At 64.4% G+C, this 21645-nt stretch carries 25 protein-coding genes; 17 read left to right on the top strand and 8 right to left on the bottom strand.

All coding sequences use genetic code 11. The features are described 5' to 3' along the window. Positions 1–9 precede the first annotated feature (9 nt). Together BH95_RS15435 and BH95_RS15430 are read left to right on the top strand one after the other, a co-directional pair. Positions 10–1122, top strand: a complete 1113-nt coding sequence (locus BH95_RS15435; protein WP_026348263.1) for a glycoside hydrolase family 76 protein — start codon at positions 10–12, stop codon at positions 1120–1122. Between the two features lie 14 nt (positions 1123–1136). Further along, the gene (locus tag BH95_RS15430) at positions 1137–1910 is read left to right on the top strand and encodes a trans-aconitate 2-methyltransferase (protein ID WP_037143462.1); all 774 of its coding nucleotides are present in this window, start codon (positions 1137–1139) and stop codon (positions 1908–1910) included. A gap of 1 nt (position 1911) precedes the next feature. On the opposite strand, the gene BH95_RS15425 is transcribed toward BH95_RS15430, so the two are convergent. Both BH95_RS15425 and BH95_RS15420 read right to left on the bottom strand, forming a co-directional pair. Further along, on the bottom strand, positions 1912–2562 hold the full coding sequence (locus tag BH95_RS15425; protein ID WP_033188616.1) for a DedA family protein: 651 nt from the start codon (positions 2560–2562) through the stop codon (positions 1912–1914). Between the two features lie 30 nt (positions 2563–2592). Next, positions 2593–3336: a VTT domain-containing protein gene (locus tag BH95_RS15420; RefSeq protein WP_020113352.1), complete on the bottom strand. Its 744-nt coding sequence runs from the start codon at positions 3334–3336 to the stop codon at positions 2593–2595. 170 nt (positions 3337–3506) lie between these two features. Here BH95_RS15420 and fbaA point away from each other — a divergent pair, with 170 nt between their 5' ends. Beyond that, positions 3507–4547 (top strand): class II fructose-bisphosphate aldolase, encoded by a 1041-nt coding sequence (gene fbaA / locus BH95_RS15415; protein WP_019667903.1) that lies wholly within the window; start codon positions 3507–3509, stop codon positions 4545–4547. A gap of 84 nt (positions 4548–4631) precedes the next feature. On the opposite strand, the gene BH95_RS15410 is transcribed toward fbaA, so the two are convergent. Further along, positions 4632–5438 (bottom strand): Rv0361 family membrane protein, encoded by an 807-nt coding sequence (locus BH95_RS15410; RefSeq protein ID WP_037182996.1) that lies wholly within the window; start codon positions 5436–5438, stop codon positions 4632–4634. A gap of 165 nt (positions 5439–5603) precedes the next feature. On the opposite strand from BH95_RS15410, the gene BH95_RS15405 reads away from it, so the two are divergent. The 3 genes from BH95_RS15405 (at position 5604) to BH95_RS15395 (ending at position 8165) form a co-directional block, all read left to right on the top strand. Then, entirely contained in the window at positions 5604–6020 is a 417-nt protein-coding gene (locus BH95_RS15405) for a DUF3151 domain-containing protein (RefSeq protein ID WP_026348265.1), read from the top strand. Between the two features lie 76 nt (positions 6021–6096). Further along, on the top strand, positions 6097–7167 hold the full coding sequence (locus tag BH95_RS15400) for an FUSC family protein (protein ID WP_026348266.1): 1071 nt from the start codon (positions 6097–6099) through the stop codon (positions 7165–7167). A gap of 71 nt (positions 7168–7238) precedes the next feature. After that, complete coding sequence (locus tag BH95_RS15395) at positions 7239–8165, top strand: cation diffusion facilitator family transporter (RefSeq protein ID WP_037182993.1); 927 nt, start codon at positions 7239–7241, stop codon at positions 8163–8165. Here BH95_RS15395 and BH95_RS15390 read toward each other — a convergent pair. Next, on the bottom strand, positions 8155–8622 hold the full coding sequence (locus BH95_RS15390; RefSeq protein WP_026348267.1) for a pyridoxamine 5'-phosphate oxidase family protein: 468 nt from the start codon (positions 8620–8622) through the stop codon (positions 8155–8157). The two genes, BH95_RS15395 and BH95_RS15390, sit on opposite strands and share 11 nt — an antisense overlap. A gap of 53 nt (positions 8623–8675) precedes the next feature. On the opposite strand from BH95_RS15390, the gene BH95_RS15385 reads away from it, so the two are divergent. After that, complete coding sequence (locus BH95_RS15385) at positions 8676–9617, top strand: helix-turn-helix transcriptional regulator (RefSeq protein ID WP_037163981.1); 942 nt, start codon at positions 8676–8678, stop codon at positions 9615–9617. 34 nt (positions 9618–9651) lie between these two features. After that, positions 9652–10122 carry a winged helix-turn-helix transcriptional regulator gene (locus tag BH95_RS15380; RefSeq protein WP_037182990.1) on the top strand — a complete coding sequence of 157 codons (471 nt, stop codon included), beginning with the start codon at positions 9652–9654 and terminating at the stop codon, positions 10120–10122. On the opposite strand, the gene BH95_RS15375 is transcribed toward BH95_RS15380, so the two are convergent. Beyond that, positions 10103–10876, bottom strand: coding sequence for a site-2 protease family protein (locus BH95_RS15375; RefSeq protein ID WP_026348268.1), 774 nt, complete (start codon positions 10874–10876; stop codon positions 10103–10105). The genes BH95_RS15380 and BH95_RS15375 overlap by 20 nt on opposite strands. Then, complete coding sequence (locus BH95_RS15370) at positions 10873–11538, bottom strand: hypothetical protein (protein WP_026348269.1); 666 nt, start codon at positions 11536–11538, stop codon at positions 10873–10875. The genes BH95_RS15375 and BH95_RS15370 overlap by 4 nt, the downstream gene beginning before the upstream one ends. A gap of 179 nt (positions 11539–11717) precedes the next feature. On the opposite strand from BH95_RS15370, the gene BH95_RS15365 reads away from it, so the two are divergent. From BH95_RS15365 to BH95_RS15330, 8 genes are all read left to right on the top strand, one after another. Continuing rightward, positions 11718–13010 (top strand): adenylosuccinate synthase, encoded by a 1293-nt coding sequence (locus BH95_RS15365; protein WP_019667913.1) that lies wholly within the window; start codon positions 11718–11720, stop codon positions 13008–13010. Between the two features lie 404 nt (positions 13011–13414). Beyond that, entirely contained in the window at positions 13415–13966 is a 552-nt protein-coding gene (locus tag BH95_RS15360) for an alternate-type signal peptide domain-containing protein (RefSeq protein WP_020113358.1), read from the top strand. A 10-nt stretch (positions 13967–13976) separates the two neighbouring features. Beyond that, positions 13977–14531, top strand: a complete 555-nt coding sequence (locus BH95_RS15355; protein WP_037182987.1) for a hypothetical protein — start codon at positions 13977–13979, stop codon at positions 14529–14531. Next, positions 14528–15124, top strand: a complete 597-nt coding sequence (locus tag BH95_RS15350; RefSeq protein WP_037182984.1) for a signal peptidase I — start codon at positions 14528–14530, stop codon at positions 15122–15124. Before BH95_RS15355 ends, BH95_RS15350 begins: the two co-directional genes overlap by 4 nt. Continuing rightward, positions 15121–15618, top strand: coding sequence for a hypothetical protein (locus BH95_RS15345; protein ID WP_037182981.1), 498 nt, complete (start codon positions 15121–15123; stop codon positions 15616–15618). Before BH95_RS15350 ends, BH95_RS15345 begins: the two co-directional genes overlap by 4 nt. Further along, on the top strand, positions 15618–16202 hold the full coding sequence (locus BH95_RS15340) for a SipW-dependent-type signal peptide-containing protein (RefSeq protein WP_020113360.1): 585 nt from the start codon (positions 15618–15620) through the stop codon (positions 16200–16202). Before BH95_RS15345 ends, BH95_RS15340 begins: the two co-directional genes overlap by 1 nt. Then, complete coding sequence (locus tag BH95_RS15335) at positions 16203–17741, top strand: signal peptidase I (RefSeq protein WP_244164977.1); 1539 nt, start codon at positions 16203–16205, stop codon at positions 17739–17741. A gap of 99 nt (positions 17742–17840) precedes the next feature. Next, entirely contained in the window at positions 17841–18281 is a 441-nt protein-coding gene (locus tag BH95_RS15330; protein WP_019667920.1) for an LGFP repeat-containing protein, read from the top strand. A 163-nt stretch (positions 18282–18444) separates the two neighbouring features. On the opposite strand, the gene BH95_RS15325 is transcribed toward BH95_RS15330, so the two are convergent. Beyond that, positions 18445–18963, bottom strand: a complete 519-nt coding sequence (locus tag BH95_RS15325) for a methylated-DNA--[protein]-cysteine S-methyltransferase (RefSeq protein ID WP_037182977.1) — start codon at positions 18961–18963, stop codon at positions 18445–18447. Positions 18964–19023: 60 nt separating this feature from the next. Between BH95_RS15325 and yczR the strand changes: the two genes are divergently transcribed. Continuing rightward, entirely contained in the window at positions 19024–20499 is a 1476-nt protein-coding gene (gene yczR / locus BH95_RS15320) for a MocR-like transcription factor YczR (protein WP_037143478.1), read from the top strand. A gap of 37 nt (positions 20500–20536) precedes the next feature. Here the strand turns inward: yczR and BH95_RS15315 are convergent, their stop codons facing one another. Continuing rightward, the gene (locus tag BH95_RS15315; protein WP_037182973.1) at positions 20537–21613 is read right to left on the bottom strand and encodes a CaiB/BaiF CoA transferase family protein; all 1077 of its coding nucleotides are present in this window, start codon (positions 21611–21613) and stop codon (positions 20537–20539) included. Between the last annotated feature and the right edge of the window lie 32 nt (positions 21614–21645).

Genomic DNA, 21645 nt, shown 5'->3' with positions numbered 1-21645 from the left:
TTGCCGATCATGCAGGAGCTATGGGCGCAGCGCGCGGACGCTGCGGAGGGGGCCGTCGTCGCGCGACACGTGCGTCGATTGTGGGGCTTGCCCGGTACGGCGCTCGGCGTCGTGGCGTGGCCGCCTGTTCGGCGGGAGCGACTGTTCCTGAAGTGGCATTACTGGTGGCAGGCGCACCTGCTCGATTGTGCGGTCGATGCAGCGAGCCGCGAGCCCACCGCCAAGAGGCGCCGCCGAGTGACCAAAATTGCTCGTGCGCACCGCATTCGAAACATCACCGGCTGGACCAACAACTATTTCGACGACATGGCCTGGCTCGGGCTTGCTCTCGAGCGGGCTCAGCGGCTGCATGCCGTCGGCAACCGCGTCGGGATCCAGAAGATCGAGATGGAGCTGTTCGACGCATGGTCTCCGCAGGCAGGAGGCGGCATCCCCTGGCGCAGGGGCGACGATTTCTACAACGCCCCGGCCAACGGACCCGCCTCGATTCTGCTGGCCCGGACGGGTCGGTTGTGGCGAGCGCAAGCCATGGCCGATTGGATGGACGTCACGCTGAAGGATCCCGAGACGGGTCTGATCTTCGACGGCATCCGTACCGGCGACGTGCTCGATCGTGCGATCTACAGCTACTGCCAGGGTGTGGTGCTGGGCATCGAAACGGAACTTGCGGTGCGGCTAGGGGGTCCGCGTCATCGTGCCCGGGTGCACGCGCTGGTGACGGCGGTGGACGATCGACTGTGTCGTGACCTGGTGATCGTCGGCGGGGGAGGCGGCGACGGCGGTTTGTTCGACGGCATCCTGGCCCGCTACCTGGCGCTGGTCGCGACAACCTTGCCCGGCGACAGCGACGACGATCGGTCCACCCGCGCACTGGCCGCGTCGATCGTGCTCGCGTCGGCGGAGGCGGCCTGGGAGAACCGCCTGGAAGTCGAGGATCATCCACTCTTCGGTGCAGCGTGGGAATCGCAGGCCACGCTTCCCGGGCCCGGGCATTCGGTGGCGAAGTTCAGCGGCGGAACGGTGCGTTCGTCGGCGGTGCCGGAGCGCGATTTCGCGGTGCAGCTGAGCGGCTGGATGTTGATGGAGGCCGCGTACACCGTGGCGGACGCAGGCTTTCGTTAGCTAAGGTACTGGCTATGGGGACTTCGTGGAATCCGACGATATACGGGCACTACGCGGACGAGCGGACTCGTCCGTATTACGAACTGGTCGCTCGGATCAGACACGAATCACCCGATACCGTCGTCGACCTCGGATGCGGGACCGGCGTACAGACCGCCACGCTGGCGCAGCGGTGGCCGACGGCCCACATCACCGGACTCGACTCGTCGGCCGAGATGGTGGCCGACCAACCGTCGGATCTGCCCGCCGGCGTGACCGTCCGGCAAGGAGACATCTCCGATTTCGACGCGACCGGCGTGGACGTCGTCGTGTCCAATGCGGCCCTGCAGTGGGTACCTCACCACCGAGAGCTCCTGGCGACGTGGGCATCGCAACTGGGCGCGTCCAGCACCCTTGCCTTCCAGGTTCCGGGCAACTTCGACGCTCCCTCTCACGTCCTGATGCGTCGCCTCGCGGAATCCGACGAGTGGGCGTCGACTCTGAGCGGCGTTCTACGCGGAGGTGACAGCGTCGACTCCGCCGAGCAGTACGCGTCGGCGATGCTCGACGCGGGATTGACCGTCGACGCGTGGGAGACCAGCTACGTCCACGTTCTGCAGGGCGAGGACCCGGTGCTGCGGTGGGTGACGGGAACGGGCCTGCGGCCCGTCCTGGATGCACTCGACGACGAGACCCGGCCGGTGTTCGTCGAACAGTATCGAGACCTCCTGCGCGACGCGTACCCGTCGACCGCGTCGGGAACGCTGTTTCCGTTCCGGCGCATCTTCGTCGTCGCCCGTAAGGACTGAGTTATTCGAGGACTTCTTCGACCTCGATGGTCTCGGACGGCTTCGACATTTCCTTGCGGTACTGCCAGATGCCGACGCCGGTGCCGAAGACCAGAAGCACGATCATCCCGATCAGAACCGCGGGCAGCAGCCACGGCACCATGTCGAGGAAGCTACCGAAGTAGAACCCTGCCAGCAGTAGTACCGGCGCCCAGATGATCGCGCCGAGCGTGCTGGCGATCGTGTAGCGGCGATGGTTCATCTTGGCTGCGCCCGCGACCATCGGGCAGAGCGTCCGCACCCAGGGAATCCAGCGGGCGACGAGCACGGCCCAGAAACCGTGTTTCTCCAGCAGCAGGTTCACCTTGTGCAGGTTCTTGGTGTTGAGGTACTTGCCGTTCTTGCGCGCGACGAGTGTGGAACCGGTGCGGTGCCCGATGACGTACCCCACCTGGTTGCCTGCGATGGCCGCGATCATCGCGCCGACGGACAACGCCCATATGTGGCCGGTGCCCGATGCATGGGTGGCCATGACGATTCCGGCGGTGATGAGCATGGAGTCACCGGGAAGGAACAGGCCGATGATGACGGCGCATTCGATGAAGACGAAGGTCACCACCACGAGCCACACCACGAGCGGGCCTGCGGTTTCCAGTGGGCCGAACTGACCCATTGCCTCGATCACGGTTGCAACACCCGCACTTTAAGCGCTCGGACGGTCCTGCTGGGTCTCGATGGCGTCTGCGGCCTCCGAGAGCGGTGTCTTGCGGGCTCGGACCATGCGCTTGCCGACCTCGATGACGATGGGCAGAACCGAGACGAAGACGATCAGCAGGAAGATGTAGTCGACGTTGTCGCGGATGAACTGGATCTGTCCGAGCAGGTAGCCGAGCATGGTGACGCCTGCGCCCCACAGGATGCCGCCGACGACGTTGTACGTCACGAAGATCGAGTACTTCATGTGCGAGGCGCCTGCGACCACCGGCGCGAACGTACGCACGATCGGGACGAAGCGCGCCAGGATGATCGTGATCGGGCCGTGCTTCTCGAAGAACGCGTGCGACTCGTCGATGTACTTCTTCTTGAAGAACTTCGCGTCGTTCGACTTGAACAGCGCAGCTCCACCCTTGCGTCCGATGAAGTATCCGACCTGGTCGCCCGCGATGGCGGCGATCGGGATCGTGATCAGCAGGACGCCGATGGGCGCGAACGGCGGGATCTCGTCGGACTTCGATGCGGCGATGAGGCCGGCGGTGAAGAGGAGAGAGTCACCCGGGAGTAGCGGAAACAGCAGCCCCGATTCGATGAAGACGACGAGCAGCAACCCGACCAGCACCCAGGTGCCGAACGAGTTGAGCAAATTCACTGGATCGAGAAACCCCGGCAGGAGCGCCAGGTTCGTCGTCACAGATTCCGAGGCGGCAAGAAGACTCACGGCGCCCACCATACCGGCCGAACCTGGGCCGACCTGAACAACAGCTGGTGAATTGCGACCGTCGAGATGTCCGATTAGTCACGTTCGGGCCGGGAGTGATCAGGTGGGTACCGCGACAGGCGCACCGGAGGCTTGCCATACTGCAACGGACAATCAATCTCTTCACATGGAGGAATGACGCCGTGCCGATCGCAACTCCCGAGGTCTATGCCGAGATGCTTGGCCGGGCCAAGGAACACCAGTTCGCCTTTCCAGCGATCAACTGCGTTGGTTCCGAGTCCATCAACGCCGCAATCAAGGGTTTCGCCGACGCTGGAAGCGACGGCATCATTCAGTTCTCGACCGGTGGTGCCGAGTTCGGCTCCGGCCTCGGCGTCAAGGACATGGTCACCGGTGCAGTAGCGCTGGCCGAGTTCGCTCACGTCGTCGCAGCCAAGTACGACGTCACGATCGCGCTGCACACCGACCACTGCCCCAAGGACAAGTTGGACACCTACGTCCGTCCGCTGCTGGCCATCTCGCAGGAGCGCGTCGACGCAGGCCGCAACCCGCTGTTCCAGTCGCACATGTGGGACGGTTCCGCAGTCCCGATCGACGAGAACCTCGAGATCGCCAAGGACCTGCTCGCCAAGGCAGCAGCTGCCCGCATCATCCTGGAAATCGAGATCGGTGTCGTCGGCGGTGAAGAGGACGGCGTCGAGGCCGAGATCAACGACAAGCTCTACACCTCCAACGAGGACTTCCTGAAGACCGTCGAGGCACTCGGTGCGGGCGACGCGGGTTCGCGCTACCTGCTCGCCGCGACGTTCGGCAACGTGCACGGCGTGTACAAGCCCGGCAACGTGAAGCTGAAGCCGTCCGTCCTTGCCGACGGCCAGCGTGTGGCGTCGGAGAAGCTCGGCCTCGCTGCCGGTTCCAAGCCGTTCGACTTCGTGTTCCACGGTGGATCGGGCTCGGCGAAGAGCGAGATCGAAGAGGCTCTGGACTACGGCGTCGTGAAGATGAACGTGGACACCGACACCCAGTACGCATTCAGCCGCCCCATCGCAGGACACTTCTTCAGCAACTACGACGGTGTGCTGAAGGTCGACGGCGAGGTCGGCAACAAGAAGGCCTACGACCCGCGTAGCTACCTCAAGAAGGCCGAGGCCGGTATGACCGCCCGTGTCATCGAGGCGTGCAACGACCTCAAATCCGCAGGTCGCAGCGTAAGCGCTGGCTGACCCACACGAGTGGAACGGAGCCTGCGGGTCACTCCGCAGGCTCCGCTCCAGGTAGGCCAGGGTCTGTCTCCACTCCCACGAGGGTCAGCAGACCTTCCAGGTTTCGTCTTCCAGCCGCAGATCGAACGTCCGAGGTGACCGCTCGTTCGGATTCGCTTCGGTGTACGCGATGATCTGCGCGATTGCAGTGTCTCCGGTGATCTGAACGGCATCGATGCCTTCCATCACCGGCACGTTCCCCTGTTCGACGGCGACGCGGTGCACGTCCGCGAACTCCGCATCCGGGATGTCCCGGTAGTACGTCGCCAGGTCCCCGCACGACGACGATCTCAGCGTCGCCAGGTCCCCGCTCGCCAACGCCTCGGTGAACGACGTGACCGATGTTCTGATCTGCGCCTCCGGCGAATTCTCGCCGCCGTCACGCGCCAGATAGAAGAATGCGGCGGCACCGACTGCGACGATCACGACGACGGCAGCGGTCAGGGCGCCCAGCCAGCGCTTGCTCGTCTTCCGTGCGGGAACGGAGCCTGCGGAGCGACCGGAAGGCGCCGGAGTGGAGCCTGCGGAGCGACCGGAAGGCGCCGGAGCGGAGCCTGCGGAGCGACCGGAAGGCTGCGGAGCGGTGCTCGCCGCCGACGGTCCGGCGGGTTGCTGAGCCGGGCGGGGGACCTCCCCGCGAGCCGGAATGCGCTGCGGTACAGCGTGGGGTCGCGGCGCAGGCCTGACAGGTGGCTCGACGGCAGGAATCGCGGTCGTCTCGGCCTCCGACGCGTCGGGTTGGGAAGCCTCGGCGTCTTTCTTGTCCTGAGGCGTGGCGTCGGGGAGTTTCGGCGGGGTGGGTGTGCTGTCCGACGTGTCGGGTTCCGACTTCGTTTCGTCCTTCTCCGACACCTGGTGCTCCCTACTTCATTCTTCGACTCTTTCGAAAACGAAAGCCTAGTGGCCGAGGGTGGGTGGCCGGTTGCAGGCGAGGCGAGTGTCGGGCTCGAGAGCGCTGGACGCGGGACCACCGGGTGGAGGGCACAGGAGCATTGCGTGGAGGGCACAATGGTCCCCATGACTTCATTCGGTGACTTGCTCGGACCGCAGCCGACGCTTCTGCCCGGCGACGACGAGGCAGAGTCCGCACTGCTCAACCACGAGGATCCGGCGAAGGTCGCGGCGGAGAATCCGACGGCGTCGATCGCCTGGGCATATTTGGCCGAGGCGTCGTTGGACGCGGGTCAGACCATCACTGCGTACGCCTATGCGCGCACGGGGTATCACCGCGGGCTCGATCAGCTCCGCCGCAACGGATGGAAGGGATTCGGGCCGGTCCCGTACAGTCATGAGCCCAACCGAGGATTCCTCCGCTGCGTCGCTGTTCTCGCGAAGGCTGCGCGTGAGATCGGCGAGAACGACGAGTACGCGCGGTGCCTCGACCTCCTCGAAGACAGTGATCCCAAGGCTGCGGAAGCTCTCGGGCTCGGCTGATCCTGCTGTAACGACGCTGCGTCCGACGGCTCGGCGGGGTAGGGCCCGTGTGAGGGCGGGCCGGGCGAGGTTGCAGCTGTCGTTGTTGCCGATCGTTCAGTGTGCGCTGGCGGCGGGTGTCGCGTGGTTCGTCGCGACGGACATCGTCGGTCATGCTCATCCGTTCTTCGCGCCGATCGCTGCTGTCGTGTCGCTCGGTGTGTCGTTGGGCGCGCGAATGCGCCGGTCCGCTGAGTTGGTGGTCGGTGTCACGGTCGGGATCGGTGTCGGTGACCTGATCATTTCGGCGATCGGCAGTGGGCCGTGGCAGATCGCGCTGGTGGTTGCGCTCGCGATGTCGACGGCGGTGTTCCTCGACGGTGGTCCGATCATCGCGATGCAGGCGGGTTCGTCGGCTGTGTTGGTCGCGACGCTCATTCCTCCTGGCGATTCGGGTGGGATCGACCGAATGGTCGACGCATTGACCGGTGGTCTGGTGGGCATCGCGATCGTGGCGCTCATTCCGACGCATCCGGTGTGGCGGGCGCGTAAGGACGCGGCGCGGGTGCTCGGTATCGCGTCGGATGTGTTGCAGAAGGTGGCCGACGGGTTGGTGGCCAACGATCCGAAGCCCATCGAGGAGGCTTTGAAGAAGGCTCGCGCCACCCAGTCGGACATCGATGCGTTGCGCACGAACCTGAAGGGTGGTCGGGAGATCGCGCGGATCTCTCCGTTGTATTGGGGTCATCGGAACAGGTTGGCGGGTCTGGAGAAGACGGCCGATCCGATCGACAACGCGATTCGCAACATTCGTGTGTTGGCGCGTCGCTCGTTGACGCTGGTGCGGGACGACGAGATTCTCGATCCTCGGGTCGTCGACGAGGTGGAGAAGCTGGCTCAGGCAACGGATGTGTTGCGCCGGATGGTGCTGGCAGATCCGGGCCGTCAGCCGGATGCCGCGGAAGCGGCGAGGGTTCTGCGCGCGGTGGCTGCGGGCGCGAAGCCCGAGTTGATCTCCGATGCGGGCCTGTCGGCAACGGTGGTGCTCGCGCAGTTGCGGTCGATCATCGTCGATTTCCTCCAGGTTGCGGGTCTGAAACGTATTTCTGCGCTGGCGACGCTTCCGCCTACCGTCGCGAAACCGGAGGTCACGCCGGACCTGTTCTGACCCTGTCGAGACCATTGCACATATGCGTATGTACGCATATGGTGAGGTCGGCATCGACGGAAGGGGAAGTGATGGGCGCGGGGCACGGGCACAGTCACGGCATACCGGACTCAGGTGGAACGGCCGGACCGTCCACCAAGCGGATCCGCAACATGGTGATTGCACTGGCCATTCTCGTGGTCTTCTTGATCCTCGAGGCGACGGTCGCGTTGATCATCGACTCCCTGGGCTTGCTGGCCGACGCCGGCCACATGCTCACCGATGTTCTCGGAATGTCGATGGGTCTCGTGGCCCTCCTTCTGGCCCGTAAGGGAAGTGCCGCCGCTGCACGCACGTTCGGCTGGCATCGTGCGGAAGTCCTGACGGCCATCGCCAATGCTGTTCTGCTCCTCGGTGTCGCCGCGTTCATCATGTACGAGGCGATCGATCGAATCGGCGACGCGCCGGAGATCCCCGGTCTTGCGCTGATCGTCACCGCGGCCGCAGGTCTGGTCGCCAATCTGGTCGTCATGGTGCTGATTCGCGGCGACGCGAAGGACAGCATCGCCGTGCGCGGTGCCTACATGGAGGTGCTCGCCGACGCTGTGGGCAGCGTCGGTGTCCTCGTCGCAGGCCTGGTGATGGTGGTGTTCGGATGGACGTGGGCGGACATCGTGGTCGGTGTCCTGATTTCGCTGTGGGTGATTCCGCGGGCCATCAAGCTGGCGGGCTCCGCGCTGCGCATCCTGACTCAGGCGAGCCCGGGTCACGTCGACGTCGAGGCCGTCGAAGCCGATCTTGCTGCCCTACCCGGCGTGGTCGGTGTGCACGATCTGCACGTCTGGACCCTCACCACGGGTATGGACGTCGCGACCGTGCACCTCGAATGCGACGGCTCCGGCCCGGTTCTGCTGGATCGCGCCAAAACGGTGCTCGCGGCCTACGGTCTGGACCACGCGACCGTGCAGGTCGAGCCGTCCTCCCAGGGATCTGCGTGCAAGAACGAACTCACTTGGTGAACGTCTTCACCGGGCTTCCCGGTCGCCACAGCTCGATCTGCATGTGATCGTCGACGAGTGAGGTCAGCACCACCTCGGTGATGTCGAGATCGAAGACGTTGTAGGGCGTCAGTTCCGGGGGTGCTGCGTCGAAGATCTTCTGCAGTGCATCGGGGTCGGTGAGTTCGACGGCTGTGCCCGCGATTTTCGCGTCGCCGCCTTCCATCGAATGGTGGCCGGGGTTGCTGTGCAGGGCGAAGCGTGGATCCCGTTGCAGATCTCTGGCTTTGAGTGCGTTGAGCATCGACCCCAGGCGCAGCACGCCGCCGTCGGCGAATTCCACTTCTGTCCCGCTGACCCGCGGAGACCCGTCCTGTCGAAGCGTTGCGAGCACATGGTGCTTGTTGGCGGAGAACCGTGCCGCCACCCCGTTCGCCAGGGCGGGTGCCGCGGACTCGAAGTCTTTCCATGTCGTCATGCCAGCAGTATGCGGACACATCACTGACACCTTCTGTCAGTAATATCGGCGGTGTGCGTTCCTCGCGGCTGCTGCAGTTGATGCTGTCCCTCCAACACGGCCGTGCGACGACCGCACAGGCGCTGGCCGACGAAGCAGGAGTGTCGGTGCGCACCATCTACCGCGACATAACCGCGTTGCTCGACGCCGGGGTCCCGCTCTGGACCGAGTCCGGACCGGGCGGGGGAGTGCGGCTCCTGGACGGATGGCAGTCGAAGCTGTCCGGCATGTCCGGTGTCGAGACCTCGGCGTTGATGTTGCTCGGCGTGCCGTCCGTGGCTGCAGATCTGGGGCTGGCCGACGTCACGGCTGCGGCCGAGACCAAGCTGCTGGGTGCGCTCCCATTGCCGTTGCGCGCCGGCGCCCAGATGTGGCGTGAGCGGTTGCACGTCGACGCCCCGGGCTGGTTCACCGACGTCGAACCGTCGCCGCATCTGAAGGTGATCAGCGCGGCTGTGTTGGCGGGTCGGCAGCTCGATCTCGACTATCGGGGCTCGACGCGCACCGTCGCCCCGCTGGGACTGGTGGCCAAGGCGGGCGTCTGGTACCTCGTCGCCGCCCGGGGAGACGCCGTCCTGTCGTATCGTGTCGACCGAGCCGAGGGTGCTCGGACGCGGACGGAACCGGTGGCCAGGCCCGACGGCTTCGATCTCGCTCGATGGTGGGCGGAATCGGCGTCGAAGTTCGATCGGGTACTGCTGACTTTCGATTGTCGAGTCAGGTTGTCCGCGGATGCTGTTCGCATTCTCCCTGCTGTCGTCGGTCGTGAAGCAACTCCGGCACTCCCTGGCGCCGACGTCGACGGGTGGACGACCGTCGATCTGCGGCTCGAGACGTTCGACGTCGCCCTGGGGCAGTTGACGACGCTGGGAGGTGGCGTCGAAGTGCTGGAACCGGTGGCGTTGCGGCGGGCGCTGCACCGGGTGGCGTCGGAGATGGCGTCGCGAAACTCCTGACTGCATTCGACCGAAGTCAGGGTAGTCTCGGGGCATGACAGCGATGACATTGTCGGGCCCCCTCGCCGACCGTGATTCGTGGACGGCGAATCACTGCTCGATCGACAAGGCAATGGGTATCGTGGGCACACGCTCGGCCGTTCTCATTCTGCGTGAGGCGTATTACGGGGCAACACGATTCGATCAGTTCGCTTCACGCGTCGGGATCACCGAGGCGGTGGCGTCGGCGAGGTTGAAAGAACTGACGGAGGCCGGACTGTTCGTGAAGTCGCCCTACCGAGATCCGGGCCAGCGGACACGGTACGAGTACCTGCTGACCGAAATGGGTGACGATCTGCTGCCCGTCGTGCTCGGACTGATGCAGTGGGGAGACAAACACCTGCAGTCCGGCCGTGGACCGTTGGTGGTGACGGACGGCAACGGCCGGGTTCAGGTGGAGGTCAGGAGCACCGACGGACGGGCGGTGGCTGCGGACGATCTGGAAGTCAGAGCCAGAACCGCATGAGGTAGTTGCCGTACTGCGCATAGATGTCGGGGACTCCGGAAAGTCCGAACATCCAGTAGATGGCGTCGAAGAACACGATGTTGACCTGGGGCACGAACAGGAATGCGACGAGGATCAGAATGCCGTACGGCTTGAAGTTGGCCAGCGCTCGGCGGGTGTCGTGGGACAGGTTGTTCTCGATCGCGGCGTAGCCGTCGAGACCGGGAACCGGAAGAAGATTCAGCACCGTGGCCATGACCTGCAGAAACGCCAAGAAGCTCAAGCCCCACCAGAACGCGCGATGATCCGAACCCGTTCCCCAGACGCGAATCACGACCAGCAGAACCACGGCGGACACAAGATTCGCACAGGGCCCGGCAAGAGCGATCCTGCGCTGGATCCTCGGCTCGAACATTCCGGTGCGGAGATACACCGCGCCGCCGGGAAGACCGATTCCGCCGATCGCGATGAACACCACCGGCAGCACGATCGACAGCAGCGGATGGCTGTACTTCAGCGGGTTCAACGTCAGGTAACCGCGCAGCTCGACCTCGCGATCACCGGCCCGGAACGCGGTGTAGGCGTGACCGAACTCGTGCAGGCACACCGTCACGATCCACCCGGCCAGGACGAGGACGAACACCCCTATCCGTGCCGAGACGTCGGCTGGCGATTGTGCAGTCCACGCAACGACACCGCCGACCACCGCAGCAGCCACCACGGCCAGGAAGACCGGGCTCGGGCGTACGCGTCGACGCCGCAGGGGGATGCTCACCGGACCAGCAACCACTCCACGTGATGGCGATAGAACGTCGATCGCTTCACTTCTCGGTCGCCGGGCACGCCGTCGCGAGTCAGACTCGCCGCGTACGCTCCGAGCTGCATGGCGCGGCCGTGGGCCCACCGATGCGGAAGCAGGCGTCGGCCCCCGGTGACGCGGGCCTTGAGCCCGGGCATGTTCGGCGTCGGGACGATCTCGACGGCATGCGCCGTGCCGGAGAACAACTTCGTGTCGTCGACGTAGGCCTCACCTTCGAGCGAACGCCCGGAAGTACCGTGTACGACGGCCCGGCCGACCACGGCCTTGCCTGCGTCGTCACGGATCAGCGGGGTCGGCGACGCCGTGCCCGTCATGGCAACCTTCGCGGCCCGCGACCCCGTTCCGAGGCGGTAGACATGCCCCGCGGCCGTCGCCGACTCGGGAACGAACGCGACTTCGACGTCGAGGCGATCGGTACGCATCAACCTCGTCAACACGGCCGCGAGGGACGCGTCGCCGCCGAGGACGATGACCCGCGGGCCAGGTGACCCGGCGGCGTCGGCCAGGAGGGCGTCGCACTCGTCGTTGGTGGGAATCTCCGACGCCGACGTCAGTGGCACATCCGTCAGCGAGATCGGCAGCGGAGGGTTTCCGCAGTGCAGGACGAACGGTGTCACTGTGCTCCCGTGCAGTTCTGTGGTTGTGGCCTGGTGCTCGGTCTCCACCGTAGCGCCATGACCGGTGCCACACTGCCTCGGCTAGACTGACCCCCCGGCCTGCCTCCACACCTGGAAGCAACCTCCCGCACGTCAATTACACAGCTAGTTTTTGCACAGAAGAGACACCAGGAGAGCACATGCCGGCGATAGTCCTGATCGGCGCCCAGTGGGGCGACGAGGGCAAAGGCAAAGCAACCGATCTGTTCGGCGAACAACTCCAGTGGGTGGTTCGGTACCAGGGTGGCAACAATGCGGGCCACACCGTCGTGCTCCCCAACGGGGACAAGTTCGCGCTCCACCTGATCCCGTCGGGCATTCTGACTCCGGGAGTCAAGAACATCATCGGAAACGGCGTCGTCGTCGACCCGGGCGTTCTGCTGACCGAGCTGGCCGGGCTCGAGGAGCGCAACGTGGACACGTCAGGCCTGCTGCTCAGCGCCGATGCGCACCTGATCATGCCGTACCACGTGGCCATCGACAAGGTCACCGAGCGCTTCCTCGGAGCCAAGAAGATCGGCACCACCGGTCGCGGAATCGGACCCTGCTACCAGGACAAGTTCGCACGCGTCGGCGTCCGTGCAGCGGATGTGCTGGACGAGAAGATCCTGACCCAGAAGGTCGAAGCTGCACTGGAATTCAAGAACCAGGTGCTCTCCAAGATCTACAACCGACGCGCTCTCGACCCGCAGCAGGTCGTCGACGAGGTCCTCGGGCAGGCGGAGAAGTTCAAGCACCGCATCGCGGACACGCGGCTCGAGCTGAACCTCGCTCTCGAACGCGGCGAGACTGTGCTTCTGGAGGGATCGCAGGGCACTCTGCTCGACGTCGACCACGGCACCTATCCGTACGTGACGTCGTCCAACCCGACGGCGGGCGGCGCGGCAGTCGGCTCCGGCATCGGACCCAACAAGATCACCACCGTCCTCGGCATCCTCAAGGCCTACACGACGCGCGTCGGGTCGGGTCCCTTCCCGACCGAGCTTTTCGACAACTCCGGCGAATACCTCGCGAAGCAAGGCGGCGAGGTCGGCGTCACCACCGGGCGTGCGCGTCGGACAGGTTGGTTCGACGCGGTCATCGCCCGCTACGCGACCCGTGTCAACGGCATCACCGATTACTTCCTCACCAAACTCGACGTGCTCTCCAGCCTCGATACCGTCCCGATCTGCGTCGCCTACGACGTCGACGGAGTCCGTCACGACGAGATGCCGATGACGCAGACCGGCTTCCACCACGCCAAGCCGATCTACGAAGAGATGCCAGGCTGGTGGGAGGACATCTCCGGAGCGCGCACCTTCGAGGACCTTCCGGTGAACGCACAGAACTACGTGCTCAGGCTCGAAGAGCTCTCCGGCGCCCACATGTCCTGCATCGGCGTCGGCCCCGGCCGTGACCAGACCATCGTTCGTCGGGACATTCTGAACTCCTGATTCGTTCGACAAAGGCCCCGTAGCGTTCGCGTTGCGGGGCCTTTCTCGTCTCGTGGCCTGGTTCGGCCGACGCGTATCGAAAGATACTTGTCGGTCGTTATCTTTGCGCATACGCGACCGTAGGTCCTCCGTCTGACCCTCTTGGCTGACTGCCTCGGCTCTTTCTGTGCTGCGATCGAATGAATCGACGCTTTACATCGACCGTGTCGGTGTAACTGTCGGTTAGGTAAAAGTCCAGTAAAAAGACCTTCGGACTTTTACATTCGCAGGGGTAACAGACCGCGTGGTACTTGCGAAACAATGGACGTCGCACCAGGTGCGCGGGCCGGCACCGGCCGACTCGACCCGAAGAACGCCGGGTCCCTCACTGGCCTTCCATTGGGCCCACACGAAGAGAGAAACGAATGAACAAGGCAACCAAAGGCGCCATAGCCGCGGGGGCGGCAGCTGTCCTGCTGCTCGGCGGTTTGGGATCCTTCGCACTGTGGCAGGACGATGCCGAAGTCGCGGGTGGAGAAATCAACTCTGGTGAACTGAACTTCGAACCGGTCGCGGGGACTGCTCTGTGGACCGAGACGTCGGTAACACCCAACGTCGTCATCGGGCCTAGCCCAGCTGGGTTCTTGATCGTGCCGGGTGACGTTCTGGAATACTCCTCGGACTACGTGGTGAACTGGGCAGGACCCAACCTCCGGGCGACGATTACTGCGGACTTCACGGAAGTGACCGGTGATCCCGCTCTCGCCGCCGCACTGGCCGGCGCGACCGTCTCGGTCAATGGTGGCACCGACCTACCCAATGGATCGGCCGTTCCGCTGCCGCTGACGGCGTCGCCACAGACCATCAGCGTCGAGGTTCGGATCGAATTCGACCCAGACACGGCTGGTTTGGTTGCGCAGAACGAGTCGGTCGACCTGGATTCCTTCACGCTGACGCTCGACCAGGTACGTCCCTGATCTCTGCGAAGTGATCAAGCACGGCCGATACTGGGCACTCGCAGCCGCGTCCGTCGTTGTGGTGGTTTTCGGATCAGCACAGACGACGGGCGCGCTGTGGCGTGACGACGCCATCGTGAGCGGTGGAACCATCAACTCCGGGACCTTGGACATCAAGGTCGGACCCGCAGGGGCAGAGGTGAACGATTATGTGCTCGCCGCGCTCGGCGGGACGAATCTCGGTCCGAACGGGTTTTCGCAGGCATCGTTGTCGATCAAGAATGCGGGAAACGTTCCCTTCGACTACCGACTCCAGAGCACAACGGTCACCGGAACGGTGCCGCTGACGTTGACGGCAAGCCTGGTCGGGGCGGCAGCGAATTGCCCGCCGACGACCGCGCCCACCGGCGCCACTCAGCTGTACACCGGCAATGCCGCTGGGGCGCAGGCTCCGATGGCACCCGCCGCACGTTTGCTCGCCCCCGGAGCGGCGGAGGTCTGGTGTTTTCGGGTGTCCGTAGGTATAGACCCGCCGAAGAGTCAGTCCTCGACGGTGAAATTCTCGTTCCGAGCGGATCAGACATGAGCACCGAAGACACCGACGTGATTCCCGTTGTCCCGCCCGAGATGAACGGGGACGAGCGCACCGGGGTGTGGTGGTGGGTGAGTCGAATCGTGTCGTACACGTTGCTGGCCGCGATGCTGTTCGTTCTGGCTGTCACCGTGGTCGTTCCGCGTGTGTCGGGGGCGACGCCGTACACCATCCTCACGACATCGATGAAACCCACGTATCCGCCGGGGTCATTGGTCGTGATCAAGCCTGTCGACCGTTCCGAGCTCGCTGTCGGAACGGCAATCACGTACCAAATCCGTTCCAATGAACCCGATGTGGTGACGCACAGAATCGTGGCGACTCAGCAGTCCGGTGGCGGTGTCACGACGTACATCACGCGTGGAGACAACAACGGGTCCGATGACGAGAACCCCGTGCAGTTCGGCCAGATACGAGGCAAGGTCTGGTATTCCGTGCCCTACATGGGGTACGTCAACAATTGGCTGAACGGTGAACAGCGCCGAATCACTGTGACCGTCATAGTGATCGGGCTCGCCGGTTATGCGCTGTTCATGTTCGTCGGCGCGGGTCTCGATCACCGTAAGAAGCGGAGGGAGGCGTCGTGAATTCGAACGTCGCCGTTCCGTGCGCTGTCCTGGTGACGGGACTGGCAATCGTAGTGTTGCTCGGAACAGGTTCCGCGAGGCACGTGCAGACCGTCGGGTACAGCTACGACGGCGAGACGTGGGGACCGACGTTGCCGAGTCCGCTCTTCGACAACGAGATTCGATGGGTCCCTGGTGACCGTCGCGATGCTGCATTCCATGTCTTCAACGACACCGACGACGATGGTCGAATCCAACTGAAGCTCGTCGCCGACAGCAGAGAGTTCGGCGAATCGCTGACGGTGTCGATCGATGGGACGGAGTACCGATCGGGTTGCGGAACCGTACTGATCGGCGCACATGAGAAACGTCGGATCGGTGCCACCGTCGACATGACAGTGAATGCGGGCAATGCGACCCAGAATTCCCGAGCGTTTGTCGACCTGGTGGTGCGGTGGGACAACGGAGACAGCGTGGGTTGTGTTTCGGAGAATCAGGAAGGGGCGTACTCGTGATGGCGAGTCACAAGCAGAACCTGGGGGTCCTTCGCCGGATCGTCTCGGCGCTGATCAGCGCGCGGGCTCGCGCCATCATGTCCATCGGTATCGTTCTCGGGCTGGGTGCCGTAGGAACCCTTGCGGCATGGTCGGATACGTCGACAGCTACCTCGGGGACGTTCACGACAGGCACGATCGACATCAAGATCGGCAACCCTGCGGTCGACAACAATCCACCTGCATTCGCAACAGCCCTCACCAATACCGCGATTGCCCCGGGCAATACAGTCACCGCGCCGCTACTCGTGCGGAACTCCGGGACGGTGCCGTTCAACTACACGCTTTCCGTGGCAGCGACCAACACAGGTCTGGGCGGTTTGCTGGAAAGTTTCGTGTACGGGAACTCGGACTGCTCTGGGCCCGCGGTCAGTACGGTGTCCGGGTTGTTTCCGTCGAAGCCTTTCCCCGGCGTGAATCGGCCCATCCCAGCCGGTGGAACCGACCAACTCTGCATCAGGGTGACAATGCCGTCGACCGCCACGGCCCCGGCGACTCCCGCGACCGGAACCATCACCTACTCACTCGTGGCGACGTCGACCTAGATGAGTACCAACGCAGTACGTTCACGCGCGCACTCGAATCGAAGGTGGGTGCGCGAGATCGCGCTGACCGTCGGCGCACTGGCCGGGTTGCTGTGTGTTTTGGTTGCGCTGGCTGCGGTTGTGTTCGGGATTACGCCGCTGGTCTTCCGATCCGGCTCGATGTCACCGGCCATCGAGACGGGTGCACTCGCGCTGAGTAAGACCACGCCCGCGGTCGACATTCAAGTGGGTGACATCGTCAACGTGACCAACGCGGCGGGCAACGGAATCACGCACCGAGTCATCGAAATCGGAGCCGTCGGAAGCGACAGCGTCGAGCTCTATTTGAAGGGCGACGACAACGCGGAACCCGACGCCGAGCCCTACGTCGTGTCGGAAGCGGGACGGGTCCTTTTCAGCGTCCCCAAGCTCGGCTACGCGGTGATGTGGCTGAGCGGACCTGTTGCGGTCTTTGCAGGCGGTGTTCTTGTCGGCGTTCTGTTGATGGTCGCGTTTCGGCCGCGTCGGGTATCTCCGTCGGAAACCGATGAGGAGCCGCATGGGCGGCACAGTCGACTGCCGACATCGGGACTGGTGGTCCTCGCAACGCTCGGGGCCGTGGCTTTGTCGTCGACGAATCCTCCTGTGGCACTGGCTGCTCCGTTGACCGATACTTCGATCGCAACGAGTGGGAATTTCCAATCCGTTGTTCCGATACCGACAGGATTCAGGTGCGATGACTCGGGTGGTGCTCAACTCAGCTGGCAGAACAATCCGGCCCTTGGCTATGAACTGAGTTTCACGCCTGCGCCGGCCGGTGTGACAAACCCTGTCGTCCTGCCTCCCGCCCCCGGAACCACACGAACGTGGAGCGCCGCGCAACTCCTGTCGCTGCTGATGATCGGCACCCGCACCTTTACTCTCAGGGCAACCTACAACGGCGTCCGGTCAGCGCCGACTGGTAGCAGAGGAATCAACTACATCACAGCCTTGCTCACCGCGTGCGTCGCGGTCGGTCCCGCCGGTGCAGCTCCCAGGCTCGCGCCCCAGGCTGCGCCCACGACAACAACACCTGCCCCGGCGTCGACGACGGCGCCTGCGACCACGACGGAGCAGCAAGCCACCACGGCAGTTCCGCCGGCAACGACGACGACAGTTCCGCCGGCAACGACCACGACAGTTCCGCCCGCAACGACCACCACGACGACCACGACGACCACAACAATGGTGCCGACCACCACCACAACTCCGCCTCCACCTGCTGACTTGGTAGCGCCTCGAACTTCCCCGTCGGGCTCGGCGGTGGCGAAGGTGGTGAGTGTCGACGGCTCGCCGACGTTGCAGATCACGGACTCGTCAGGCGACATGCAGTACAGCGGTCCGATCTCGTCGAGCTCGGAGTACGGCTATGGAGTGGCCTGGGCGTCGGGTGACCAGCTGTGGCTCCTCGGACCGAGCCAGTTGGTTCGACTGGACGGAACCGGCGGAGGGTGGAGTCGCACTGTCGTCGATCCGGCGTCGGGAGAAGTTCCGGCCGAGATTTCGGCTCTGTTGAACTGACGCCGAAAAAGAGTCGAAACATATATTTGCTAATTGACGTGCTTTATCAGCGAAGTGGGCGGACAATGGTCGCCAGGTAAAGCGACGGAAGGTCGGTCGATGTCCACTTCGTACAATGGTCTAGATGTCTTCGGGTACCAATTCGACCGCTTCGCCTATGAACATCCGTGGATCGGCGAGGCCGTCGGGGAATTCATGCTCGGACCGAGCGGCGGGGGCATGATGGAGTTCGCCAAGGCCACGGTGTTCGCACTTCCGGAGGGTGGGGCGCACGAGGTTCACGGCGAGATTCTCGCGTGGTACCTGGCGCACGGGGGTCCGTACGGTGCTCTGGGGTACCCGATCAGCAACGAAAAGCCGACCCCTACCGGCTACGGTCGCTACAGCTTGTTCGAGCGTGGCTCCATCGGGTGGATGCCGGAGACGGGAGCTTTCACCATCGGTGGCACGCGTGAAGACGACGTCAGGGTTCCCGGACCCGAGGCGGAGAGCGTGTCCGCGGTCGAGGTACCTTCCGGGACCGAACCAATTTCCGCTTGAAATACCGCACGTCGGAATAGGCGCACATAAACTGGAATTACGGTTTGTTTCGGCAGGCGACTATTGCTTTTATTTCACTCGGCGACCATTCGTATAATGTACTGACAAATGGATAATTCACTCGAGTGAATTAGTTTCGCATTCATCTCTCGCGCGTCGTCGACTAGAACAGCGTCGGCTCCCCGAAGCCGGGAATGCCTTCGATGGCAAGGATTCTTTGCTTCGTCGACGGTCCTCCGGGAGCCGAGAAGCCGCCGACCTCTCGGCCTGCGCCGAGGACTCGGTGGCACGGGATGATCACCGGCACCGGGTTGCGGCCGAGCGCACCGCCAACTGCCTGCGCTGCGCCCGGATGTCCCAGCCGCGCAGCAACAGCGCCGTACGTCATCGTCGAACCTCGGGGGATCGCGCGGGTGACGTCGTAGACGGCGTTGTCGAAGTCGGAGACGTCGAGAACGACCGGAATGGCCGACAGGGCGGGGTCCCCGCCGTCGAACAGTGCTGTGATGCCCTCGATGGCTACGGTGGCGACGCCGTCCGGGTCGCCGGGGAGGGCGTCGAAGCCGGTCAGGTAGTCGATCAATCGGTCCTCGGACTCGGGCAGGGCGACGGCGGTGACGCCGTCGGCGTTCCAGGCCAGGCCGCATTGTCCGAGGGACGTGTCGAACAGCGAGTACGGCATGCGTCCAGTATGGACTGCGTTCGAACTGGACTTCGATCCAAAGGCCAGTAGGATCGGGAAATGGCGATACGGGTGCTGAACGCAACTTCGATGGCGCGTGATCTGGGACGGTGGCGAACCGAAGCCGAGGACGCGTCCGGTCGCAAGCGCACGTCCCGCCCCACGTACCGGGCCTTGGCCGACGGGATCAGGCTGCTCATCCACGACGGCCGGATTCCGCTGGGAGTGGGGTTGCCGAGCGAGCGCGATCTGTCGTCCGCGCTCGACCTGAGCCGTACGACGATCACGTCGTCCTATGCCGTGCTGCGTGAAGAGGGCTATCTGATCAGCAAGCAGGGTGCCCGCAGCACTGTCGCGCTGCCGGACATGGCCAAGCCCAACGGGTTGCTGGTGCAGTCTCGCTCGACCGGGCCGGTCATCGATATGTCCCATGCGGCGATGGCAGCGCCGACGGACGCCATGCTGCACGCGTACAACTCTGCGCTGCAGGCACTTCCGGCCTACCTGTCCAACCACGGTATGGAACCGATTGGGCTTGCGGTGTTGCGTGAATCCATTGCCCGACGGTTCGTCGAGCGCGGGTTGCCGACGACCCCGGATCAGATCATGGTCACTTCCGGTGCGCAGCAGGCAGTTCGGTTGTTGCTGGGCACTCTCACGTCACCGGGGGATCGGGTACTGATCGATCACCCGACATACCCCAATGCGCTGGAGGCGATCAGGCGCGTCGGCGCTCGCCCGGTCCCGGTTCCGATCAGGCCGGACGGGGAGCCCTGGGATCTCGACGGAATCCGCAGTGCTGCACGGCAGACCGCATCCAAGGTTGCATACATGATTCCGGACTTCCACAATCCGACGGGCCGTTGCCTTCCCGCCGACGGTCGCGCCGAGCTCGCCAAGATCGCCAGGGACACGTCGATGACGTTGATAGTCGACGAGACCATGGTCGATCTGTGGCTGGATGCGCCTCCGCCGCCGCCCGTCGCGTCGTTCGGGCGTGTGTCGGGCACGGATGTGGTGACGATCGGTTCGGCGTCGAAATCGTACTGGGGTGGGCTGCGTATCGGATGGATCCGAGCCAATCCGTCGTTGATCAGCAGGCTTGCTGGATCGCGAGCTGCGCACGATCTGGGCACGTCCGTCATGGATCAGCTTGCCGCCGGGTTCCTGTTGCAGGACGCGGATGCGATTCTCGACACGCGCCGTGAGCAACTGCGCGAGCGTCGGGGCGTGCTGGAATCCGCTCTTGCGGAGCACCTTCCGGGCTGGACGTACCGACGGTCGACGGGCGGGATGTCGTTGTGGCTGCAGATCCCGACGCCCGTGTCGAGTGCACTCGCCGCGACGGCGCCGACGTTCGGCGCCGTCCTCGCGGCGGGCCCCCGGTTCGGAGTGGAGGGTGCGTTCGAGCGGTTCCTCCGTCTGCCGTACACCCGGGAGCCCGCGGAGATCACCGCGGCCGTCGTCGCGACCGCCGGTGCTTACGCTGCCCTGGCGCCGAGCGCGGACGACCGAGAGCCCGCGCTCGTCTTCTGATGTGAGTACTTGTGTAGGCCCTGGCCTACACAAGTACTCACAGCCAGAGGGTGTCCGGATCGACCGCAGTCGATGCGGGTGCGGTGGGGATTCCGTTGGGAGTGCGGGAGAAGCGGGGCGCCGGCCGGTGCTGGGTGATGCCGTCGACCTCGATCAGAGTTTCGCGCGCGGCCAGATGCTTGTGGTCCGATGCTTCGCCGAACGTGAGGATCGGCGAGACGCAGGCGTCGGTGCCGTCGAAGATGGCGGCCCACTCGTCGCGCGTCTTGGTCTTGAACACCCGCGTGAAGATCTCACGCATCTCGGGCCAGCGGTCGCGGTCGCCCTGGCCCGGTGTGGTGGCTAAGTCGAGTTCGAGCAGACGGAGCAGCTCGGCGAAGAACTGCGGCTCGAGTGCGCCGACGGCCATGTGCTTACCGTCGGCGGTTTCGTAGGTGTCGTAGTAGGGCCAGCCGGTGTCGAGCATGTTGACGCCGCGCTCGTCCGACCAGGCGCCGACACCGCGTAGGCCCCAGATCATGTGCGACAGCGCTGCTGTCCCGTCGACCATCGCGGCGTCGACCACCTGGCCCTTGCCCGAGGTCTGACGCTCGAACAGTGCGGCGAGGATGCCGAAGATCAGGAACATCGATCCGCCGCCGAAATCGCCGACCATGTTCAGCGGTGGTACTGGACGCTCACCCTTGCGTCCGATGGCGTGCAGTACGCCCGTCACGGAGATGTAGTTGATGTCGTGGCCCGCCGCGGACGCCCACGGTCCGTCCTGTCCCCATCCGGTCATGCGGCCGTAGACGAGCTTGGGGTTGCGTTCCAGCGCGACGTCGGGGCCGAGTCCGAGGCGTTCGGTCACGCCCGGTCGGAATCCTTCGATGAGGACGTCCGCACGTTCGATCAGTCCCAGAATTCTCTCGACGTCGGCCGGGTCCTTGAGGTTGGCCTCGACGAGGGTGCGGCTGCGCAGCTGCTGATCGTGCTCCGAGATCTGGCCGGCGCGCTGAACGCGCACGACCTCGGCTCCCAGGTCGGCCAGCAGCAGGGCGGCATGGGGGCCGGGCCCGATTCCTGCAAGTTCGACGACTCGAAGTCCTGTCAGCGGTCCACCGGTACTCGACACGTATTCCTCGTTCCGATCAGTATGAAATAAGC

This window comes from Rhodococcoides fascians A44A (genome assembly GCF_000760735.1).
Classification (GTDB): domain Bacteria; phylum Actinomycetota; class Actinomycetes; order Mycobacteriales; family Mycobacteriaceae; genus Rhodococcoides; species Rhodococcoides fascians_E.
Note: the sequence above shows the minus strand (reverse complement) of the source record. Positions and strands in the feature narration are given on the sequence as shown.